Annotated in this window: 19 protein-coding genes; 14 read left to right on the top strand and 5 right to left on the bottom strand. The window is 68.2% G+C overall.

Annotation, left to right across the window (positions count from 1 at the left end; genetic code table 11):
* Positions 1-104 precede the first annotated feature (104 nt).
* The 4 genes from ACWGSM_RS02640 to ACWGSM_RS02625 are packed head-to-tail and all read left to right on the top strand — an operon-like array spanning position 105 to position 4,363.
* A complete protein-coding gene (locus tag ACWGSM_RS02640) occupies positions 105-1,580 on the top strand; it encodes an anion permease (protein WP_452321418.1) in 1,476 nt (491 codons plus the stop codon).
* The gene (locus ACWGSM_RS02635) at positions 1,577-1,906 is read left to right on the top strand and encodes a peptidase (RefSeq protein WP_452321417.1); all 330 of its coding nucleotides are present in this window, start codon (positions 1,577-1,579) and stop codon (positions 1,904-1,906) included. Before ACWGSM_RS02640 ends, ACWGSM_RS02635 begins: the two co-directional genes overlap by 4 nt.
* 38 nt (positions 1,907-1,944) lie before the next feature.
* The gene (locus tag ACWGSM_RS02630; protein ID WP_452321416.1) at positions 1,945-2,856 is read left to right on the top strand and encodes a metallophosphoesterase; all 912 of its coding nucleotides are present in this window, start codon (positions 1,945-1,947) and stop codon (positions 2,854-2,856) included.
* A gap of 46 nt (positions 2,857-2,902) precedes the next feature.
* Positions 2,903-4,363, top strand: coding sequence for an aspartate ammonia-lyase (locus ACWGSM_RS02625; protein ID WP_452321415.1), 1,461 nt, complete (start codon positions 2,903-2,905; stop codon positions 4,361-4,363).
* Positions 4,364-4,427: 64 nt separating this feature from the next.
* Here the strand turns inward: ACWGSM_RS02625 and ACWGSM_RS02620 are convergent, their stop codons facing one another.
* Positions 4,428-5,297, bottom strand: a complete 870-nt coding sequence (locus tag ACWGSM_RS02620; RefSeq protein ID WP_452321414.1) for a fumarylacetoacetate hydrolase family protein — start codon at positions 5,295-5,297, stop codon at positions 4,428-4,430.
* A 59-nt stretch (positions 5,298-5,356) separates the two neighbouring features.
* Here ACWGSM_RS02620 and ACWGSM_RS02615 point away from each other — a divergent pair, with 59 nt between their 5' ends.
* Positions 5,357-6,559 carry a PrsW family intramembrane metalloprotease gene (locus ACWGSM_RS02615; RefSeq protein WP_452321413.1) on the top strand — a complete coding sequence of 401 codons (1,203 nt, stop codon included), beginning with the start codon at positions 5,357-5,359 and terminating at the stop codon, positions 6,557-6,559.
* 141 nt (positions 6,560-6,700) lie between these two features.
* Here the strand turns inward: ACWGSM_RS02615 and ACWGSM_RS02610 are convergent, their stop codons facing one another.
* Together ACWGSM_RS02610 and ACWGSM_RS02605 are read right to left on the bottom strand one after the other, a co-directional pair.
* The gene (locus tag ACWGSM_RS02610) at positions 6,701-7,408 is read right to left on the bottom strand and encodes a cache domain-containing protein (RefSeq protein WP_313354782.1); all 708 of its coding nucleotides are present in this window, start codon (positions 7,406-7,408) and stop codon (positions 6,701-6,703) included.
* A 31-nt stretch (positions 7,409-7,439) separates the two neighbouring features.
* Positions 7,440-8,231, bottom strand: a complete 792-nt coding sequence (locus ACWGSM_RS02605) for a FadR/GntR family transcriptional regulator (RefSeq protein WP_313354784.1) — start codon at positions 8,229-8,231, stop codon at positions 7,440-7,442.
* Positions 8,232-8,338: 107 nt separating this feature from the next.
* Between ACWGSM_RS02605 and ACWGSM_RS02600 the strand changes: the two genes are divergently transcribed.
* The 6 genes from ACWGSM_RS02600 (at position 8,339) to ACWGSM_RS02575 (ending at position 13,507) form a co-directional block, all read left to right on the top strand.
* Positions 8,339-9,406: an ABC transporter ATP-binding protein gene (locus ACWGSM_RS02600; protein ID WP_452321412.1), complete on the top strand. Its 1,068-nt coding sequence runs from the start codon at positions 8,339-8,341 to the stop codon at positions 9,404-9,406.
* Between the two features lie 54 nt (positions 9,407-9,460).
* Positions 9,461-10,642: an extracellular solute-binding protein gene (locus ACWGSM_RS02595; protein ID WP_452321411.1), complete on the top strand. Its 1,182-nt coding sequence runs from the start codon at positions 9,461-9,463 to the stop codon at positions 10,640-10,642.
* Between the two features lie 73 nt (positions 10,643-10,715).
* Positions 10,716-11,543 carry an ABC transporter permease gene (locus ACWGSM_RS02590; RefSeq protein WP_313354790.1) on the top strand — a complete coding sequence of 276 codons (828 nt, stop codon included), beginning with the start codon at positions 10,716-10,718 and terminating at the stop codon, positions 11,541-11,543.
* A gap of 7 nt (positions 11,544-11,550) precedes the next feature.
* A complete protein-coding gene (locus tag ACWGSM_RS02585) occupies positions 11,551-12,363 on the top strand; it encodes an ABC transporter permease (protein ID WP_313354792.1) in 813 nt (270 codons plus the stop codon).
* A 75-nt stretch (positions 12,364-12,438) separates the two neighbouring features.
* The gene (locus ACWGSM_RS02580) at positions 12,439-12,807 is read left to right on the top strand and encodes an FKBP-type peptidyl-prolyl cis-trans isomerase (RefSeq protein ID WP_452321410.1); all 369 of its coding nucleotides are present in this window, start codon (positions 12,439-12,441) and stop codon (positions 12,805-12,807) included.
* A gap of 151 nt (positions 12,808-12,958) precedes the next feature.
* Positions 12,959-13,507, top strand: coding sequence for a YceI family protein (locus ACWGSM_RS02575; protein WP_452321409.1), 549 nt, complete (start codon positions 12,959-12,961; stop codon positions 13,505-13,507).
* A gap of 45 nt (positions 13,508-13,552) precedes the next feature.
* Here ACWGSM_RS02575 and ACWGSM_RS02570 read toward each other — a convergent pair whose 3' ends face one another.
* Positions 13,553-14,839 (bottom strand): MFS transporter, encoded by a 1,287-nt coding sequence (locus ACWGSM_RS02570; RefSeq protein WP_452321586.1) that lies wholly within the window; start codon positions 14,837-14,839, stop codon positions 13,553-13,555.
* 145 nt (positions 14,840-14,984) lie between these two features.
* On the opposite strand from ACWGSM_RS02570, the gene rpsO reads away from it, so the two are divergent.
* The 3 genes from rpsO (at position 14,985) to ACWGSM_RS02555 (ending at position 16,704) form a co-directional block, all read left to right on the top strand.
* Positions 14,985-15,254, top strand: a complete 270-nt coding sequence (gene rpsO, locus ACWGSM_RS02565) for a 30S ribosomal protein S15 (RefSeq protein ID WP_071642334.1) — start codon at positions 14,985-14,987, stop codon at positions 15,252-15,254.
* 144 nt (positions 15,255-15,398) lie between these two features.
* Positions 15,399-16,253, top strand: a complete 855-nt coding sequence (locus tag ACWGSM_RS02560; protein ID WP_452321408.1) for a hypothetical protein — start codon at positions 15,399-15,401, stop codon at positions 16,251-16,253.
* Positions 16,246-16,704 (top strand): transcriptional regulator, encoded by a 459-nt coding sequence (locus ACWGSM_RS02555; RefSeq protein WP_452321407.1) that lies wholly within the window; start codon positions 16,246-16,248, stop codon positions 16,702-16,704. The genes ACWGSM_RS02560 and ACWGSM_RS02555 overlap by 8 nt, the downstream gene beginning before the upstream one ends.
* Here the strand turns inward: ACWGSM_RS02555 and ACWGSM_RS02550 are convergent.
* Positions 16,701-17,705, bottom strand: a complete 1,005-nt coding sequence (locus ACWGSM_RS02550; protein ID WP_452321406.1) for an isopenicillin N synthase family dioxygenase — start codon at positions 17,703-17,705, stop codon at positions 16,701-16,703. The two genes, ACWGSM_RS02555 and ACWGSM_RS02550, sit on opposite strands and share 4 nt — an antisense overlap.
* Positions 17,706-17,709 lie beyond the last annotated feature (4 nt).

Here is a 17,709-nt window from a genome sequence, read left to right as displayed (position 1 = left end):
GATTCATCCGGGTCCTCTAACGGAGGGTAAACCCACGGTGAACTCTTCGTTCGTCACAAGCCGATCTCTCGGCCCCTCCCTGGCAGTCCCAACGAAAGAGACCGGTGGAAACCGCAGCCCTCATCGTCGTGCTGGTCATCGCGCTGGCGCTCTTCTTCGACTTCACCAACGGATTCCACGACACCGCCAACGCGATGGCGACCCCCATCGCCACCGGCGCGCTGAAGCCGAAGACGGCGGTGCTTCTCGCAGCTGTGCTCAACCTCGTCGGCGCCTTCCTGTCGACCGAGGTCGCGAAGACCGTCTCCGGTGGCATCATCCGCGAAGACGCGATCAGCCAGATGGGGGCGCAGATCTTCCTGCCGCTCATCTTCGCGGGGCTCATCGGCGCGATCACCTGGAACATGCTCACGTGGCTGCTGGGTCTTCCCTCCAGCTCGTCGCACGCGCTGTTCGGCGGTCTCATCGGCGCGACACTGGTCGGCGTCGGCGCCACGGGCATCGATTTCGGGATGGTGCTGTCGAAGATCATCCTCCCGGCCCTGATCGCCCCGCTCACCGCCGGCATCATCGCGTTCATCGCGACGAAGGTCGCCTACGGCGTCACGCGCCGGTACGACGGCAAGCCGGACGGCCGCTCCGGGTTCCGCTGGGGCCAGATCTTCACCTCTTCGCTGGTGGCGCTGTCGCACGGAACCAACGATGCGCAGAAGACGATGGGCGTGATCACCCTGGCTCTGATCACGATCGGGTGGCAGACGGGTGATCCGAACAGCGCCGACTACCACAACCCCGAGTTCTGGGTCATCGTCGCCTGTGCGTTCACCATCGCCCTGGGCACCTACCTCGGCGGCTGGCGGATCATCCGCACCCTCGGCAAGGGCCTCACCGAGGTCAAGCCCGCGCAGGGCTTCGCCGCCGAGAGCTCCACCGCGGCGACCATCCTCGCCTCCAGCGCCCTCGGGTTCGCACTCTCGACGACGCAGGTCGCCTCGGGTTCGGTCATCGGCTCGGGCCTCGGCCGACGGGGGGCCTCCGTGCGGTGGGCGACTGCGGGCCGGATCGCGATCGGCTGGCTGCTCACGCTTCCCGCGGCGGGCGGCGTCGGCGCCCTCGCCGCCCTTCTGGTGATCTGGTTCGGCAACTGGGGCGTCGCGATCGACGCGGTGCTGGCGCTGGTGATCATCGTGGGTCTGTTCCTGTATTCGCGTCGCAACGCCGTCACCTCCGCGAACGCCATGAGCGATGTCGCCGAGTCCGGCCACGCGGTCGACCACCCGGAGGTGCCTGCTCCCACCCGCCGCGCCAGCCGCATGGAGCTCGTGCGCGCTCTCGAGCGCGCCGAGCGGAAGGCCGACGAGGCGGAGCGCGCCGCGCGTCGGGCGAAGAAGCTGAAGAAGGCGGGCGCGTCGCCGGCCGAGATCAAGGCGGCCAAGCGCGCCGCCGAGAAGGCCGCGCTGAAGTTCGCCACCGCCGAGAAGGCCGCGCAGGAGTGGGAGAGCGCCATCGCCAGCCGCAAGGTGCGCGCCAAGCTCGCCGAGTGGGACATCGCCGTGGATGAGCAGGAGGACGCACGATGAGCATCGACTGGGGCGCCTTCATCAGCGTGTTCATCGCCGCCCTGCTGGGTGCCGGGACGATCGTGCTGTTCTACGCACTGGGCCTGCGGATGCTCGTGCGCGCCGGGCGGGTTCCGGTGGTCTCGCCGGCGGAGTTCACGGATGCCATCACCGTGCTCACCGAGAAGGAGATCAGGCACGCGGCGAAGCAGGCGGCCAAGGCCGCTCGCAAGAGCCCGCTGAGCGAGGGTCAGAAGATGCTCGCGTTCGCAGCCGCGATCGGCTGCTTCATGTTGTGCGGCGCGGCGGTCGCCGGCGGCATCCTGATCATCGTCGTCGGACACTGACAGGCATCCGCCTGAGAGGGCGGTTCTAGGCTGGGGTCATGTCAGCCTCGTTCGCGTTCGGCAGCCACGCCCCGGCGTCGCACGTCATCGTGCACATCAGTGATCCGCACCTGCTCGCGGGCGGAGCCCGGCTCGGAGGCCGTTTCGACGTCGAGCGCACGCTCGACGCCATCCGAGCCACGGGCACCGATCCTGCGGCGATCGTCGTCACCGGCGATCTCGCCGATCTGGGGGAGCCGGACGCGTACCACCGCCTCCGGGGCGCGGTGGAACCGCTCGCGGCCGACCTGGACTGCCCGGTCGTCTGGGTGGCGGGCAACCACGACGAGCGCCCGGCGCTGCGGCAGCACCTGCTCGATCTCGAGCCCACCGAGCAGCCGGTCACCGGGGTGTGGGACCTCGGCGGGCTGAGACTGATCGCTCTGGACACGAGCGTTCCCGGCTGGCACCACGGCGACCTCGACACCACCCAGCTCGACTGGCTGCGTGACGTGCTGAGCCAGGATGCACCGCACGGCACGATCCTGGCGATGCACCACCCGCCGCTGCCCAGCCACATCCCGCTGTTCGACATCCTCGAGCTGCGCCACCAGGACGAACTCGCCGACGTGCTGCGGGGGAGCGATGTGCGCGCCATTCTGGCCGGCCATCTGCACTACTCCTCGCACGGACTGTTCGCCGGGATCGCGGTGAGCGTGGCCTCGGCCACCTGCTACACGATGAACGTCGCCCGTCCCGCCGTCGAGGTCAACGGGATGGATGCCGCCCAATCGTTCCAGCTCGTGCACGTCTACCCCGACACGATCACGCACACCGTGGTGCCGGTCGTCGAGGCGCCCACCGGAGAGCACTTCACGCGCGAGTGGGCCGAGCACATGGCATCCCTCACCCCGAAAGAGCGACTCGAGGCGTTCTCCCGCAAGCCCCCGCGCGGAAGCGTCGTAGACTGAAGGCATCCCCCGAATCCCTGATCGCCACTACCCACAAGGATGTGACATGGCCTCGTCTGAGCCTGTTGTTCACCGCACAGAGACCGATTCGATCGGCAGCATCGAGATCCCGGGCGACGCCTACTACGGCGTCCACACGCTGCGCGCCGAGCAGAACTTCCCCATCACCAAGCGCCCGATCTCGGTGTACCCCGACCTGGTGCGCGGCCTCGCGATGGTCAAGCAGGCCAGCGCGCGAGCCAACAAGGAGATCGGGGTCCTCGACGCCGAGAAGGCGGGCCTGATCGACGCCGCCTCGCAGCGCGTCATCGACGGAGAGTTCCACGACCAGTTCATCGTCGGCGTCATCCAGGGCGGGGCGGGCACCTCGACCAACATGAACGCGAACGAGGTCATCACGAACATCGCGCTCGAGATGGCGGGCCGTGAGAAGGGCGACTACGCCTTCCTCTCGCCGATCGATCACACCAACCGCAGCCAGTCCACCAACGACGTCTACCCGACCGCCGTCAAGATCGGCCTCTCGCTGAACCTCGTCTCACTTCTCGACGAGCTCGACCTGCTGCGCAAGTCGTTCCTCGGCAAGGCGAACGAGTTCCACGACGTGCTCAAGGTCGGACGCACACAGCTGCAGGACGCCGTGCCGATGACTCTCGGTCAGGAGTTCCACGGCTTCGCGACGACTCTCGGCGAGGACCACAGCCGCCTCACCGAGAACGCCTCGCTGCTGACCGAGATCAACATGGGCGCCACCGCCATCGGCACCGGCATCACGACCCACCCCGACTACGCGCCTACGGTGCTGAAGCACCTGCGTGAGATCAGCGGACTCGATCTCAGCACGGCGACCGACCTCGTCGAGGCCACCAGCGACACCGGCGCCTTCATGTCGTTCTCGTCGTCGCTGAAGCGCAACGCGATCAAGCTCTCCAAGATCTGCAACGACCTGCGTCTGCTCTCGTCGGGTCCGCAGGCGGGCATCGGCGAGATCAACCTGCCTGCCATGCAGGCCGGCTCCAGCATCATGCCGGGCAAGGTCAACCCCGTCATCCCCGAGGCCGTCAACCAGGTCGCTTTCGCGGTCGCCGGTGCGGATGTCACGGTGACGATGGCGGTCGAGGGCGGTCAGCTGCAGCTCAACGCGTTCGAACCGGTCATCGCGCACTCGATCTTCCAGTCGATCACATGGATGCGCCAGGCGATGTGGACGCTGCGGGTCAACTGCGTCGACGGGATCACCGCGAACCGCGAGCGCCTCGGTGCGATGGTCGGCGCGTCGGTCGGCGTCGTCACCGCGCTGACGCCGTTCATCGGCTACGCGGCCTCCGCGGCGCTGGCGAAGACCGCGCTGCTCACCAACCGCAACGTGGCCGATCTGGTCGTCGAGGCGGGGCTCATGTCGCGTGACGAGGTCATGAAGCAGATCTCGCCGGCGCGCCTGTCGGGGCTGGAGACGGTGACCGCGGCGATCCCCGTGATCGCCGCGGAAGACCTCCCGGAGGCGTAGGCGCAGAGACAGAAGAGGCGGATGCCCCGGGCATCCGCCTCTTCTGCCGTCTGAACGGACGCGATCAGCCCTGCGTGCGGCAGTACGTCGTGAGCTCCCCGATGCCGTCGACGCCCACCGTGACCGTCGAGCCGTCGCGCAGGAAGATCTGCGGATCGCGCGAGTAGCCGGCGCCACCCGGGCTGCCGGTGGAGATCAGGGTTCCCGGCAGCAGGGTCGCCGACGATGAGAGGTGCGCGATCAGCGTGGCGACGCTGCGCACCATCTGCCCGGTGCTGGCGTCCTGCACGGTCTGCCCGTCGACGACGGCCCAGATGTGCAGATCCTGCGGGTCGGCGATCTCGTCGGCCGTGACGACCACCGGACCGGTCGGGGTGAAGCCGTCGAACGACTTGCAGCGGGACCACTGCGCCTCGGCGAACTGGATGTCGCGCGCCGTGATGTCGTTGACGACCGTGTAGCCCCACACCGTGTCGAGCGCCTGGTCAGCGGTGACGTCCTTCGCGGCGCGGCCGATGATCACACCGAGCTCTGCTTCGTAGTCGACGGATTCGCTCAGCTCGCGTGGCCAGGTGGCGGTGCCGTCGTGCGCCCCGAGCGAGTTGGGCCACAGGGTGAAGACGGTCGGTGCGGTGTCGGTCTTGAGTCCCAGTTCGCTGGAGTGCGCGGCGTAGTTCAGGCCCACCGCCAGGATCACCGGTGGCGCGACGACGGCGGGGCCGAAGCGCAGATCGGCCACCGGGTGCCGCGGCGCGGTGCCCGAGGCGTGCGCAGCGCGCAGCCGCTCGAGCAGCTCGTCACCACCCTCGATCAGCTGCTGCAGGGTCGAGGGAGCGGGGGAGAGGAGGTCGCTGACGAGGGTGGCCTCCGCGCCGTCGATGACGGCGAGGTGCAGAGCCTCGGAATCACGAGCGCTCAGATGGGCGAAACGCATGCCTCTACGCTACCCGTCGCGATGCGGCCCGCGGCAGAGGCGGCCTCTAGGCTTTGCCCATGAGCTTTGGAGGACGACCCTCGCCCGCGCAGCCCTCAGGCCCGTTCCCGACGCTGCTCGCCGGTCACTCGCGGTACGCCCCGCCGGCACCGTCGGCCCCGGCGCCCGCCCCGGCGATGCCGGCCCTGCCGATGCCCGCGAGGCGGGGGCGGAGCGCATCGGTGTGGACGTTCGGTGTGCTCGTGTTCCTGATGATCGCGCTGATCGCGTACTTCGCGCTGTTCCTCGGCGTGGGAGCGTCGATCGTCGGACTCGTGCTCGCGCTCGTGCCGCTTGCGATCGTGCTCACGGGCGTGCGGATGATCGATCGCTGGGAGCCGGAGCCGAAGAGCCTCGTGATCTTCGCCCTCGCCTGGGGTGCGGTGGCAGCGGTCGGCATCACTCTGCTCGTCGACCTGGCGTTCGCTCTCGCGGTGGGGCCGCGCAACGAGTTCTTCGCGGCGATGGTCCAGGCGCCCGTCATCGAGGAGCTCGCCAAGGGCGTCGGGGTCCTGATCGTGTTCGTGATCGGGCGACGTGCCTTCGACGGCCCGGTCGACGGCGTCGTCTACGGGGCGCTGGTGGGTGCCGGCTTCGCATTCACCGAGAACATCCAGTACTTCGGCACCAGTCTCACCTCCGGCGGGGCAGGGGAGCTCACGGTGACCTTCATCCTGCGTGGGCTGGTCTCGCCGTTCGCGCACGCCATGTTCACCGCCCTGACCGGATTCGCCTTCGGCCTGGCCGCGCGGCGCGGCGCGAGCACCGCCTCCGCCGTCGGATCGGGCGCGATCGGTCTGATCGGCGCGACGCTCCTTCACGCGTACTGGAACGGCTCGTCGCTGCTGGGCGACTTCCTCGCGCTGTACATCAGCACGCAGGTTCCGCTCTTCATCGGGTTCATCATCGCGATCCTGGCGCTGCGCCGCGAGGAATCGCGTCTGACGCGTCTGCGCCTGGGCGACTACGCCGCCGCCGGATGGTTCACTGCCGAGGAAGTCGAGATGCTGGCGACGCCGGCCGGCCGGCGGACCGGTCTGCAGTGGGCATCCGGTCTGCGCGGCGACCGCCGAAGCGTGATGCAGTCGTTCATCCGCGACGCCGCGGCGCTGGCAGCCGTGCGCCAGCGTGCGATCACCGGTCGCGACCCGCTGGCTGCGGCAGACGAGCACGCCCTGCTGATGCGCACCCGGGATGCCAGAGCCCGTCTGCTCGCGTACTGACAGCGTCAGCGGATCCGGGCCGGACAGACTCAGCGCCCGGTGCTGCGGCGATGCCTGCGAGACTCCCGGGCGCTGAGTTGATCTACAGACAGCGTGCCTCTCACACAGGGCGAAGTCAAGACCTCGGCACCGATCGCCGGCTCAGATGCTCTCGACGATCACGTCGAGGGCGACGCCGTCGCAGGACGTTCGGGGAAGGTCGGCGAGCCTGCTGCCGCGCACCGAGTCCCCGGTCTCGCAGCGCGGATCGGTGGAGACCACGACGCGGCCGACACCGTTGACCAGAGTCACCTCATGTCCGAGCGAAGCGAAACGCGGAATGAGCTCACGCTCGACATCCGCGACGAGCAGGTCGAGCCCGGCGACGCCCAGCAGGCGCCCGCTGTCGCGCGCGGGAACAGCGATCGTGATCGTGTATTCGTCGCTGCACAGATAGTCGACGTACGGACCGGCGACATGCGGTCCTCCGGTGCTCATCGGCACGCGGTACCACTCGAGCTCGCTGTAGTCGATGTACTCCTTGTTCACCGACTGCGAGGCGAGCACCAGCTGTCTTCCGCCTTCGCCCTGCCACCACGCGAGGTGGCTGCGGGCGTCGGAGAGAAGATCGATCGCGGCGATGAACCCCGCTCCGTACACGGGCACGTCGTCCAGCGCCAGGGTGCGAGCGGCGTACGGTTCGACGATCGCGTCGAGGTGCGGCCGAGTCAGCGAGCCCTCACCCAGCACGTGGGCGAGTTCTTCGGCGCAGGATCCGACCCAGCTGTCGAGCATGCGGATCGGAGCGCCGAAGTAGTCCTCGACGATCCGGGCGGCTTCTGCTGAAGCAGTGGTGGTGGGGGTGTTCATCGCGTCCTCCAGTGCACGTCGATGGGAATGCTCATGAGATGCTCGGCGGCGAGCTCTGCAGCTGGACGAGGGCGTCGAGCACGTCGACGATCAGGCGCTCTGTGCGATCGGCCGCCGTGTCGGGGTCGCTCTCCTCGACGGCGCGGATGATGTCGGTGAGCGACGCCGCCTGTCTGCGCAGTCCTGCGCCGTCGGATGCGGCGAGGCGGAGATAGGGCGAGAACTCGGCCTGCAGCTTCATCTGCTCCCTGGTGAGGCGCGCCGACTGGCTCAGCGAGACGAGCTCGACGAGCACGTCATCGAGCAGACGCCGCTGCTGATCGGTGTCGAGATCCTCGAGAAGCTCCAGACGACGACGCACCCGGACGGCCTCGCCGGCATCAGCGCGGCGCGCGGCGAGACGGACGGCGGCCACGGTGATCGCACCGTAGTGGACTCCCATGTCGCGCAGCGCGAGCCGCGAGGTGCGCATCAGCGCGTCGCGTGCGAAGGCGAGTGGATCGGCGTCGTCGACGACGAAGCTGCCACCGTTGCGGCCGCGACGCGTGACGATGAGCCCCTGGCCGCGCAGCGTGAGCAGAGCCTCGCGCACCGTGACCGGTGCCACTCCGAAGCTGCGTGCGAGATCGGATTCGGAGGGGAGCCGCTCACCGGCGCGCAGGTGGCCACGGTGGATCGCGTCGACCAGGCGGCGCTCGACGAGCTCTGCCCTGCCTTCATCGCCGATCGACTGGAACAGGGCGCCCTGCAGTCGATGTGGGTGGCGGCTGCGCGGACCATCCGAGGCGGTGCGTGCACCGGCGGGGGAGGTCAGCGATTCCATGCCTGGATTCTTCCACGACATCGATGGCGCGAGAAGACTTGAAATATGACCTACGGTTTTATATGTTTAAGCAACCTTCCGAATCGATGAGGATCGAGGAGCACGAGATGACGACTGCTGCGCCGGCCGCCCATGCCGCGAGCGACACCTCAGCCAAGGGCAGCGTGATGCTGTCGGGCCTGACGAAGTCCTTCGGCGACTTCACCGCCGTGCGCGACCTCGATCTGCACGTCGCACCCGGGGAGTTCCTCTCCATGCTCGGACCGTCGGGATCCGGCAAGACCACGGTGCTGCGCATCATCGCCGGATTCGAGGAGGCGACCTCCGGCTCCGTGCGTCTCTCGGGCATCGACGTCACCCGCACACCTCCACACTCCCGCGACGTCAACACCGTCTTCCAGGACTACGCGCTGTTCCCGCACATGACGATCGCGGAGAACGTCGGCTACGGACTGCGTGTGAAGGGGACGAGCAAGAGCGAGCGGATCGAGCAGGTCGCCGAGTCCCTGCGCCGCGTGCACCTCGACCACGTCGCCGATCGTCTGCCTCACCAGCTCTCGGGCGGTCAACGTCAGCGCATCGCCCTCGCCCGCGCTCTCATCCTGCGGCCACAGGTGCTGCTGCTGGACGAACCCCTCGGAGCCCTCGACAAGCAGCTGCGCGAGCAGATGCAGATCGAGCTCAAGCAGATCCAGCGCGAAGTCGGGATCACGTTCATCTTCGTCACCCACGATCAGGAGGAGGCGCTGACGCTGAGCGATCGCGTCGCCGTATTCAACAACGGACGCATCGAGCAGGTCGGCACCGCCCGCGAGGTCTACGAACAGCCGCAGACGGAGTTCGTCGCGCGCTTCCTCGGGCTGTCGAATCTCATCGGCGCGCAGCTCGCGGAGGAGCTCACCGGCACGCGCCGCACGATGAGCATCCGGCCCGAGCGCGTGCGGATGCACGACACGCATGAAGCGCTCGCCGACGGCGACGTGGGGCTGGTGGGCACGATCGCCGAGGTCGTCTACACCGGCCCGGCCACCCGCTATCTCATCACCTCGGACGCCGGGGTCGACATCATCGTGGAGCGGCCGAACGCGCACCAGGCCTCCGGCCCCGACGCGCCGCGTCGAGGCGAGCGGGTGCGCGCCACCTGGAACCCCGAGCACGCCGCACGGCTTCCCTGACCCCCTGCCCTCCCGCAATCCCACCCGCGCACCGCGATCACAAAGGAGAGATCCATGCGAAAGAAGATCCTGGCCGTCTCGGCCGTCACCGCAGCAGCAGCCCTGGCGCTGTCAGGCTGCTCGAGCACGACCGAATCGGCGGACGACGCCGGCGGCCTGTCGATCGACGTCCCCGACGTCCCGATGATGGACAAGCTCGGCGACAACGAGAAGGAGGTGAACATCGTCGCCTGGTCCGGCTTCGTGGAGCCGGCCTGGACCGACGCGTTCACCGCCGACACCGGCTGCACGGTCAACCGGCGCGTCGCCGGCACGAGCGACGAGATGGTGCAGCTCATGCGCACCGGCGACTACGACCTCGTCTCCGCGTCGGGCGATGCCAGTCTGCGCCTGATCGCCGGCGGCGACGTGCAGCCGCTGAACCTCGAACTCATCCCGCACTTCGGCGACGACATCGTGGAGGGCATGAAGGGCCAGATCTACGACACCATCAACGGCAAGTCGTACGGCATCCCGATCGGCCGCGGCGCGAACATCCTGCAGTACAACAGCGAGGCCGTCACCGAGGAGCCCACCAGCTGGGACGTGGCGTGGGAGAAGGACAGCCCGTACGCCGGCAAGGTGATCGCGTACGACGCGCCCATCTACATCGCCGACGCCGCGGTCTACCTGATGGCGCACGAACCCGATCTGGGCATCGAGAACCCCTACGCACTCGACGAGAAGCAGCTCAAGGCCGCTGTCGACCTGCTCAAGCAGCAGAACGACATCGTCTCGGAGTACTGGTCGGACCCCGCGGCGCAGATCACATCGTTCGCCGGCGGCACCACCGTGCTCGGCACCTCGTGGGAGGTGCTGCGCAAGCTCACAGAAGACGACAAGTACAAGAGCGTTCTGCCCGCGGAGGGCTCGACCGGGTGGTCGGATGCCTGGATGCTGGCCGCGAAGTCCAAGAACCCGAATTGCGCGTATGCGTGGATGGACTACGCCTCCTCGCCGGAGGTCAACGGCGCGATCGCGATGAACTTCGGAATGGCACCCGCCAACGCCGCCTTCTGCGACACGAGCGAAGAGGCGAAAGCGCACTGCGAGTACTACAACGCCACGAACGAGGAGTACTTCAAGAAGGTGTGGTTCTGGACGACCCCGATCGAGCAGTGCATCGACGGCCGCACGGATGTGAAGTGCACCAACTTCCAGCAGTGGACCGACGCCTGGACCAGCGTCAAGGGCTGACCCGGCCCGGCCGGGGCGGGGGAGAGAGCTCCTCCGCCCCGGATCCCACCCTCTCGACGACGACAGGAACGACATGACGCGCCGCGCACGCATCGCCGGCCTGCTGGCCCTGCCCATGGCCTGGCTGATCGGCATCTACATCTTCTCGCTCGTCATGCTGCTGGTGACGGCGTTCTGGATCACCGATCCGTTCACCTCGAAGGTCAAGCCCGGCTTCACCTTCGGCAACTTCCAGCAGCTCGTCGCGAACCCGGCGTACGCATCCACCGCGCTGCGCACCCTCGGCATCGCGCTCGGCGTCACCGCGCTTGCCATCCTCATCTCCGTCCCACTGGGCATCTTCATGGCGAAGGTCGCCTCGCCGTGGCTGCGAGCGGTGCTGGCCGTCTCGATCACCCTGCCGCTGTGGGCCGGCTATCTCGTGAAGGTCATCGCGATGCGCATCACGTTCACCGAGCAGGGCTTCTTCAACTGGATGCTGGCCCCGCTCGGCATCAAGGGGCCCGGTTTCACCGTCTTCACGGTCGTGCTCACCCTCACCTACCTCTGGCTGCCGTACATGGCGGTCCCCGTCTACACAGCGATCCGCCAGCTGCCCGCGAACCTCTTCGACGCCTCGGCCGACCTTGGCGCAGGGTCGTGGCGCACCATCCGCACGGTCGTGCTGCCGCTCATCAAGCCGGCGATCATCGCCGGATCCGTGTTCACCTTCTCGCTGAGTCTCGGCGACTACCTCGTGGCGAAGTTCGTCGGCGGCGACACGCAGATGATCGGAAGCGTCATCGCGTCGAACATCAACCTGAACCCGCCGCTCGCCGCAGCATTCTCGGTGGTGCCCATCGCCTTCGTCGTCATCTACCTGGTGAGCGTGCAGCGCACCGGCGCCCTGGAAAGGATGTGAGCCGACCATGCTGAGACTGTCGCGCACCTCCAAGATCGTCCTCGGGGTCATCGTCGCGATCATCCTCGCGTTCATGTACATCCCGCTCATGCTCGTGGTGCTGAACTCCTTCAACTCCGCACGCATCGCCAGCTGGCCGGTCTCCGGCTTCGGGCTGGAGTGGTGGGCCCGGGCGTTCACCAGCCAGCCTGTCCGGGACGCGGTGCTCAACTCGGTGCTGGTCGCCACCGGCGCCACGGCGATCGCGCTGGTGCTGGGCACGCTGGTCGCCTTCGCCCTGCAGCGCTACCGCTTCTTCGGGCAGCGCTCCGTGAACCTCCTCGTCGTGCTGCCGATCGCGCTGCCCGGCATCGTCACCGGCGTCGCGCTGAACAACACCTACAACCAGATGCTCGAGCCGATCGGCATCCAGGTCGGCTTCTGGGGGATGATCATCGCGCACGGCACCTTCTGCATCGTGATGGTGTTCAACAACGTGCTCGCGCGTCTGCGTCGCATGAACCCGAGCCTCGAAGAGGCATCGCAGGATCTCGGCGCGACGCCGTGGCAGACCTTCCGGATGGTGACCTTCCCGCAGTTCCGCAGCGCCCTGGTCGCCGGTGCGATCCTCGCCTTCGCGCTCAGCTTCGACGAGGTCTACGTCACGATCTTCACCGCGCCACCCGGCGTCGACACGCTGCCGCTGTGGATCATGAACCAGATGGCCAGGCCGAACGAGGCGAACGTGGTGAACGTCGTCGCGACGGTCGTCATCCTGGCATCCTTCATCCCGGTCTGGGTGTCCCAGCGACTGTCGCGCGACATCACCGACCGAGACTGACGCGGCGGATCGCGTTACGCGCTCAGCGGACGTCTCGCATTGACCCGGCGACGCGCGCCGGGGTTGGATGGAGTCATGACTGAACGCACGAAGCCCGAGTTCGAGGCCCCCACCGGACCCGCCCCCGCAGAGCTCGTCATCCGCGACATCGTCGAGGGCGACGGCGCCGAGGCATCGCCCGGCGACACCGTCACGGTGCACTACGCCGGTGTCGAATACGACTCCGGCGAGGAGTTCGACTCGTCGTGGGGTCGCGGCGAGACCATCCAGTTCCCGCTGCGCGGCCTGATCCAGGGCTGGCAGGACGGCATCCCGGGCATGAAGGTCGGCGGACGTCGTGAGCTGGTCATCCCGCCGCACCTCGCCTACGGCGCGGCCGGCTCCGGTCACTTCCTGGCGGGCAAGACCCTGATCTTCATCATCGATCTCGTCGCGGTCGGCTGAGTCGATCCGATCCTCGTCGCAAGAGCCCCCGTCCACCTCGGTGGACGGGGGTTCTTGCATTGATCCGGGCTCGCGGGAATATATGCATGTGAATGTAAGTTATCTTCGGTACCGCGCGAGAGCGCACCGATGAACGTCAAGGAGAACACACATGTCGATCGACATCCCCGGCTACCGTCCCGGCACCTGGGTCCTGGACCCCAGCCACAGCGAGGTCACCTTCAGCGTCCGCCACATGATGATCTCGAAGGTGCGCGGCTCGTTCGGCATCAAGGACGCCACGCTCCTCGCCCCCGAGAATCCGCTCGAGGCCAAGGTCGAGGCGAGCGTCGACGTCGCATCCGTCGACACCAAGGACGAGGGTCGCGACAACCACCTTCGTTCGGCGGACTTCTTCGACGTCGAGAACTTCCCGACCATGGACTTCGTCTCCACCGGAGCGCGCGTCGAGGACGGCGACTTCTTCGTCGACGGCGACCTCACCATCCGCGGGATCACGAAGCCGGTCAGCTTCGAGTTCGACTTCGGCGGCTTCGGCACCGACCCGTGGGGCAACTACAAGGCCGGCGCCTCGGCCACGACCGTGATCAACCGGGAGGACTTCGGTCTGACCTGGAACGCCGCTCTCGAGACCGGTGGCGTGCTCGTCGGCAAGGACATCAGGATCGACCTCGACCTGCAGGGCGCCCTGCAGGCCTGAGCACGATGGCATCCCGAGCCCGGGGGTCGAGCCGCCACGAGCGGTTCAGGCCTCCGGGCTCAGTGCATCGTAGGCGCGGAAGCGCGGCGTGAGTCGGGCGATCATCACGGCGAGGCCGATCACCAGCATCCCGCCCAGCAGCGGCGGGAACCACAGTGCGGTGAGCGTAGCCAGAGTGCCGGCGTACAGCGCCCCGAGTCGGGGCCCGCCGGCGACGACGATGATGAACACACCCTGCAGGCGTCCGCGCATCGCGTCGGGCACCGCGGCCTGCATCATCGTGTTGCGGTAGATCGAGCTGATGTTGTCGGCCGCTCCCGAAAGGGCGAGCGCGATGCAGGCGACGGTGATGAGCGGGACGTCGGGGGAGTGCTCGGATGCCGGGGGCAGGAACACCCCGACGAGCAGAATCGCCCCGAACAGCGCGATCGTGGCGCCGTAGGCCTGCACCGCCCTGGCGATGCCGACGCCGTGCCAGCGGTACTGCACGATCCTGCCTGAGAACAGGCTCGACGCGAAGGTGCCGACCGCGACCGACGCCGTCAGCAGTCCCGTCGTCACGGCACCGCCGCCGAGCAGCACCGTGCCGAGCGCCGGGTAGAGGGCGAGCGGGTTGCCGAAGGTCATCGCGGCGATGTCGAGCAGGTACTGCGCTCGGATGTTGCCCGCCCGGCGCAGAAAGCGCCATCCGTCGACGAGGGATGCCAGGCCCGGCCGGACGATCGTGCCCTCGGGCAGCAGCGCCGGCAGTGTCCACAGCCCGAGGAACATGCACAGCATGAGGACGACATCGATAGTGTACGTCCACCCGAAGCCGGTGAGGGCGACGAGCACACCCGCCACGGCGGGGCCGATCATCACGGTCAGGCCGAAGGCGACGCCGTTCAGCGCCGACGCCGCCGCGAGCTGATTCAGCGGGATCAGGCGCGGCACGATCGCCGTGCGGGTCGCCATGCCCACCGAGTTGGCTGCCGCGATGACCATGCTGAGGCCGTACAGCCACCAGATCGTCTCCGTGTCCGTCCATGTCAGCCCGGCGAGCAGTGCCGTCGCCACGAAGGCGATGGTCGCCGCGATCAGCGCCACGCGCCGCCGGTCGAAGGCGTCGGCCAGCATCCCGCCGTAGAGTCCGGCGAGGACCATCGGCACGAGCCCGGCCACCGCGATCATCGAGACCGCGAATGTGCTGGCGGTCAGCTCGAACACATGCAGCATCACGGTCACGATCGTGAGCTGGCCGCCGATCCCGGCGAGGGCCGAGCCGATCCACATGCGCGCAAAAGCTGGGCTCGATCTCAGCGGGCTGAGATCGATCAGATGGGCGCGGGAGATCGGCACCCGTCGAGGCTACCGGTGCGTATCCGGCCGCCGGGATGCTGGTAGACTGTCGAGGTTGCCGTTTGATCGGCCGCGGATAAAGAGAGCCCACGCATTCGGCGTCGGGCACCGCGCAGCAAGCAGAGAGGGGATCGAATCTATGGCACTGGAAGCAGACGTCAAGAAGGCGATCATCGAAGAGTACGCGACGCACCCCGGTGACACCGGATCCCCCGAGGTGCAGGTCGCAATGCTGACGCAGCGCATCAAGGACCTCACCGAGCACCTCAAGGCACACAAGCACGACCACCACTCGCGCCGTGGCCTTTTCCTGCTCGTCGGTCAGCGCCGTCGCCTGCTGGGTTACCTGCAGGACGTCGACATCAACCGTTACCGCTCGCTCATCGAGCGTCTCGGTCTGCGCCGGTAATCGACCAGCGTTCAATCGCGCAGAACATTCTTGGAGAGCCGCCCCACGGTGTGGGGCGGCTCTCGTCATTCCCGCGTCGCTTGCAACCTCGTTCACTTTCCGGTAGGAAAGTGAACAGTTTCCAGATGGAAAGCGAGGAGCGCCATGGAGCACCGAGCGGAACCCGGTCTACAGCCCTACGAGCCGCCGTCGGGTGACGTCGCCCGCGCCTATCTCGACGAGTCCGTCCGTGTCGCGCGGCGGCGCGAGGCGATGATCGATCGACGCGGGGCCGCGCGGCTGCTGCTGATCGAGGGCGCGGCGTTCTCGATGTACCTGATCGCGCTCATGCTCTGCTTCCCGCCGACCGACCGCGTGAACATCATCGCGCTCGTCGCGCCGTTCATCCTCTGGACCCAGCTCGCCAGCGCCCTGCGCGAGGAGTACGGGTATCAGCGTCGAGGACGAGAGCAGCGGCTGCGGACGGCGGTGGTGGTGGTGCTCGTCGTCATGGTCATCGGATCGCTGACCGCGCTCGCTCTCGGCATCGACATCCCGATCGTCGTGCGCCTCGCCCCCGCTGCACTCGCACTCGTGCTCTTCGGCATCCTCGCGGTCGACGAGGGTCGACGGGCGCCGTCCGAGCGGGCGCCGCGGCAGCGCATCCCCTTCGACCGTGCGGTCCGGATCGAGACGATGTGCATCGGCCTGGCGATGGGCGTCATGATCGCGTGCGTCGCCACGCCGTCGGCGATCGTCGCCCATGTCGCCAACCTCGTGGTGATGCTGGCCCTCGTGGCGTGGCTCTTCTCTGCGATGGGCGGCGGCGGCTCCCGCATCGTCGCGGCATGGGGCGCCTTCCACTGGAGCTGCCTCGCGAGCGGCGGGGCGATCCTCGTGGGCCTGGCGCTGACGGCTCAGTTCACCACGCTTCCGCTCGCGGCGGCGGCGTGCGCAGCAGGCGCGGTGGTCACGGTTGCCTTCGCGATCGGTGCGGCGCTGGAGCAGCGTCGTGCCTGAACAGCCCCCGCGGCAGCACCCGCGACTGCGGCTCGACGACAGCTTCGCGAGCCCCATCCGCTTCTCTCTCATGGCTGCGCTCGGCGACGACCTCGAGCTGGACTTCGCCACGCTCGGCAGCATCCTGCAGGTGTCGGACTCGGCATTGAGCAAGGCGATCTCGGCGCTGGAGGCGGAGCGCTACGTGCAGGTCAGGCGGGGACGGGCAGGTAGTCGCCCGCGCACCTGGGTGGCGGGTACGGCCGAGGGGCGGCACGCCTTCCAGGCGCACCTCGATGCCCTGCGAGCGATCGTGGAGTTCGGCTGGGCTCCGGCCCAGTCGGACCAGTCCGGCCAGCCCCGCGAACCGGACCTCCCCGGCCAGCCGGACCGACCCGGCCAGCCCGGCCAGCCCGGCCAGCCGGACCGACCCGGCCAGCCCGGCGAGCCGGGCCCCGTCGTGGCAGGCTAGGAGACTGCGCCGACGAGGTCGGGGTGGTGGATCGCCGCGACGTCGGGGTGCGCTCGCAGGCGCGACTTCAGCGCGTTCTCGCCGTAGAGACTGTGGATCGGATTCCCCGGGTCGCGGGTCACGCCGCGCGCGTGCGCGGCGAGGTCGGCCGGGAGCTCTATCAGCGGCAGCTTCGTGTCGAGAGCCGGGTTGAAGAAGAACGGGATCGACAGCCGGTCGTGCGGCGCTCGCGGCGAGACCACGCGGTGGTTGGTGGCCCTGAGGTACCCGTCCGTCGCGTACTCGAGAAGCTCGCCGATGTTCACCACGAACGCTCCGTCGACCGGCGGCGCGTCGACCCACTCGCCGTCTCGTTCGACCTGCAGGCCGCCCCTGCCCGGCTCCACCCAGAGCAGGGTGAGCACGCCGCTGTCCTTGTGCGCGCCCACGCCCTGCTGAGGCTCGGGGTCGGTCGTGCCGGGATAGCGGACGATCTTGATGAGGGTGGACGGCTCACCGAAGTGGTCGTCGAAGTACGACTCCTCGGCGCCGAGAGCCAGCGCCCACGCACGCAGCAGCTTCCGCGCGATGCCCGACAGGGCGGCGTGCCACTCCGCGACGACGGCGCGCAGCTCCGGCTGCGCATGAGGCCAGAGGTTCGGGCCGATGAGGCGGTTGAACGCCGGACCGCCCTCGACAGCATCCTGTTCCGGACCGATGTCGATCTGCTCACGCCAGTCGACGGCGCCCTTCGTCCGCTCCCCGCCGATGCGCGTGTAACCCCGGAAGTGCGCGCTCTTCACGTTCTCGATGGCGAGCTTGTCCTCGTCGGGAAGCGCGAAGAAGTCCCGCGCGGCGCGGTTCAGCCGTTGTTCGAGATCCGTGGAGATGCCCGTGCCCGTGAGGTAGAAGAAGCCCACGTCGCGCGTGGCCGCGCGCAGGTCCGCACGGAACCGCGCAGCCGCCTCTGCGCCGGCGTCAAGCTGAGACAGGTCGAGGATGGGGAGGGTGAGATCGGTCATGCGT

The organism is Microbacterium sp. NPDC055521, from assembly GCF_053619695.1.
This window is presented reverse-complemented; position numbering and strand designations above follow the sequence as displayed.

Coding starts and splice junctions, on each gene's coding strand:
- ACWGSM_RS02630 (WP_452321416.1), top strand. CDS start 1,945: ATGTCAGCCTCGTTCGCGTTCGGCAGCCACGCCCCGGCGTCGCACGTC.
- ACWGSM_RS02600 (WP_452321412.1), top strand. CDS start 8,339: ATGACGACTGCTGCGCCGGCCGCCCATGCCGCGAGCGACACCTCAGCC.
- ACWGSM_RS02580 (WP_452321410.1), top strand. CDS start 12,439: ATGACTGAACGCACGAAGCCCGAGTTCGAGGCCCCCACCGGACCCGCC.
- ACWGSM_RS02625 (WP_452321415.1), top strand. CDS start 2,903: ATGGCCTCGTCTGAGCCTGTTGTTCACCGCACAGAGACCGATTCGATC.
- ACWGSM_RS02560 (WP_452321408.1), top strand. CDS start 15,399: ATGGAGCACCGAGCGGAACCCGGTCTACAGCCCTACGAGCCGCCGTCG.
- rpsO (WP_071642334.1), top strand. CDS start 14,985: ATGGCACTGGAAGCAGACGTCAAGAAGGCGATCATCGAAGAGTACGCG.
- ACWGSM_RS02550 (WP_452321406.1), bottom strand. CDS start 17,705: ATGACCGATCTCACCCTCCCCATCCTCGACCTGTCTCAGCTTGACGCC.
- ACWGSM_RS02595 (WP_452321411.1), top strand. CDS start 9,461: ATGCGAAAGAAGATCCTGGCCGTCTCGGCCGTCACCGCAGCAGCAGCC.
- ACWGSM_RS02590 (WP_313354790.1), top strand. CDS start 10,716: ATGACGCGCCGCGCACGCATCGCCGGCCTGCTGGCCCTGCCCATGGCC.
- ACWGSM_RS02575 (WP_452321409.1), top strand. CDS start 12,959: ATGTCGATCGACATCCCCGGCTACCGTCCCGGCACCTGGGTCCTGGAC.
- ACWGSM_RS02585 (WP_313354792.1), top strand. CDS start 11,551: ATGCTGAGACTGTCGCGCACCTCCAAGATCGTCCTCGGGGTCATCGTC.
- ACWGSM_RS02635 (WP_452321417.1), top strand. CDS start 1,577: ATGAGCATCGACTGGGGCGCCTTCATCAGCGTGTTCATCGCCGCCCTG.
- ACWGSM_RS02610 (WP_313354782.1), bottom strand. CDS start 7,408: ATGAACACCCCCACCACCACTGCTTCAGCAGAAGCCGCCCGGATCGTC.
- ACWGSM_RS02605 (WP_313354784.1), bottom strand. CDS start 8,231: ATGGAATCGCTGACCTCCCCCGCCGGTGCACGCACCGCCTCGGATGGT.
- ACWGSM_RS02620 (WP_452321414.1), bottom strand. CDS start 5,297: ATGCGTTTCGCCCATCTGAGCGCTCGTGATTCCGAGGCTCTGCACCTC.
- ACWGSM_RS02615 (WP_452321413.1), top strand. CDS start 5,357: ATGAGCTTTGGAGGACGACCCTCGCCCGCGCAGCCCTCAGGCCCGTTC.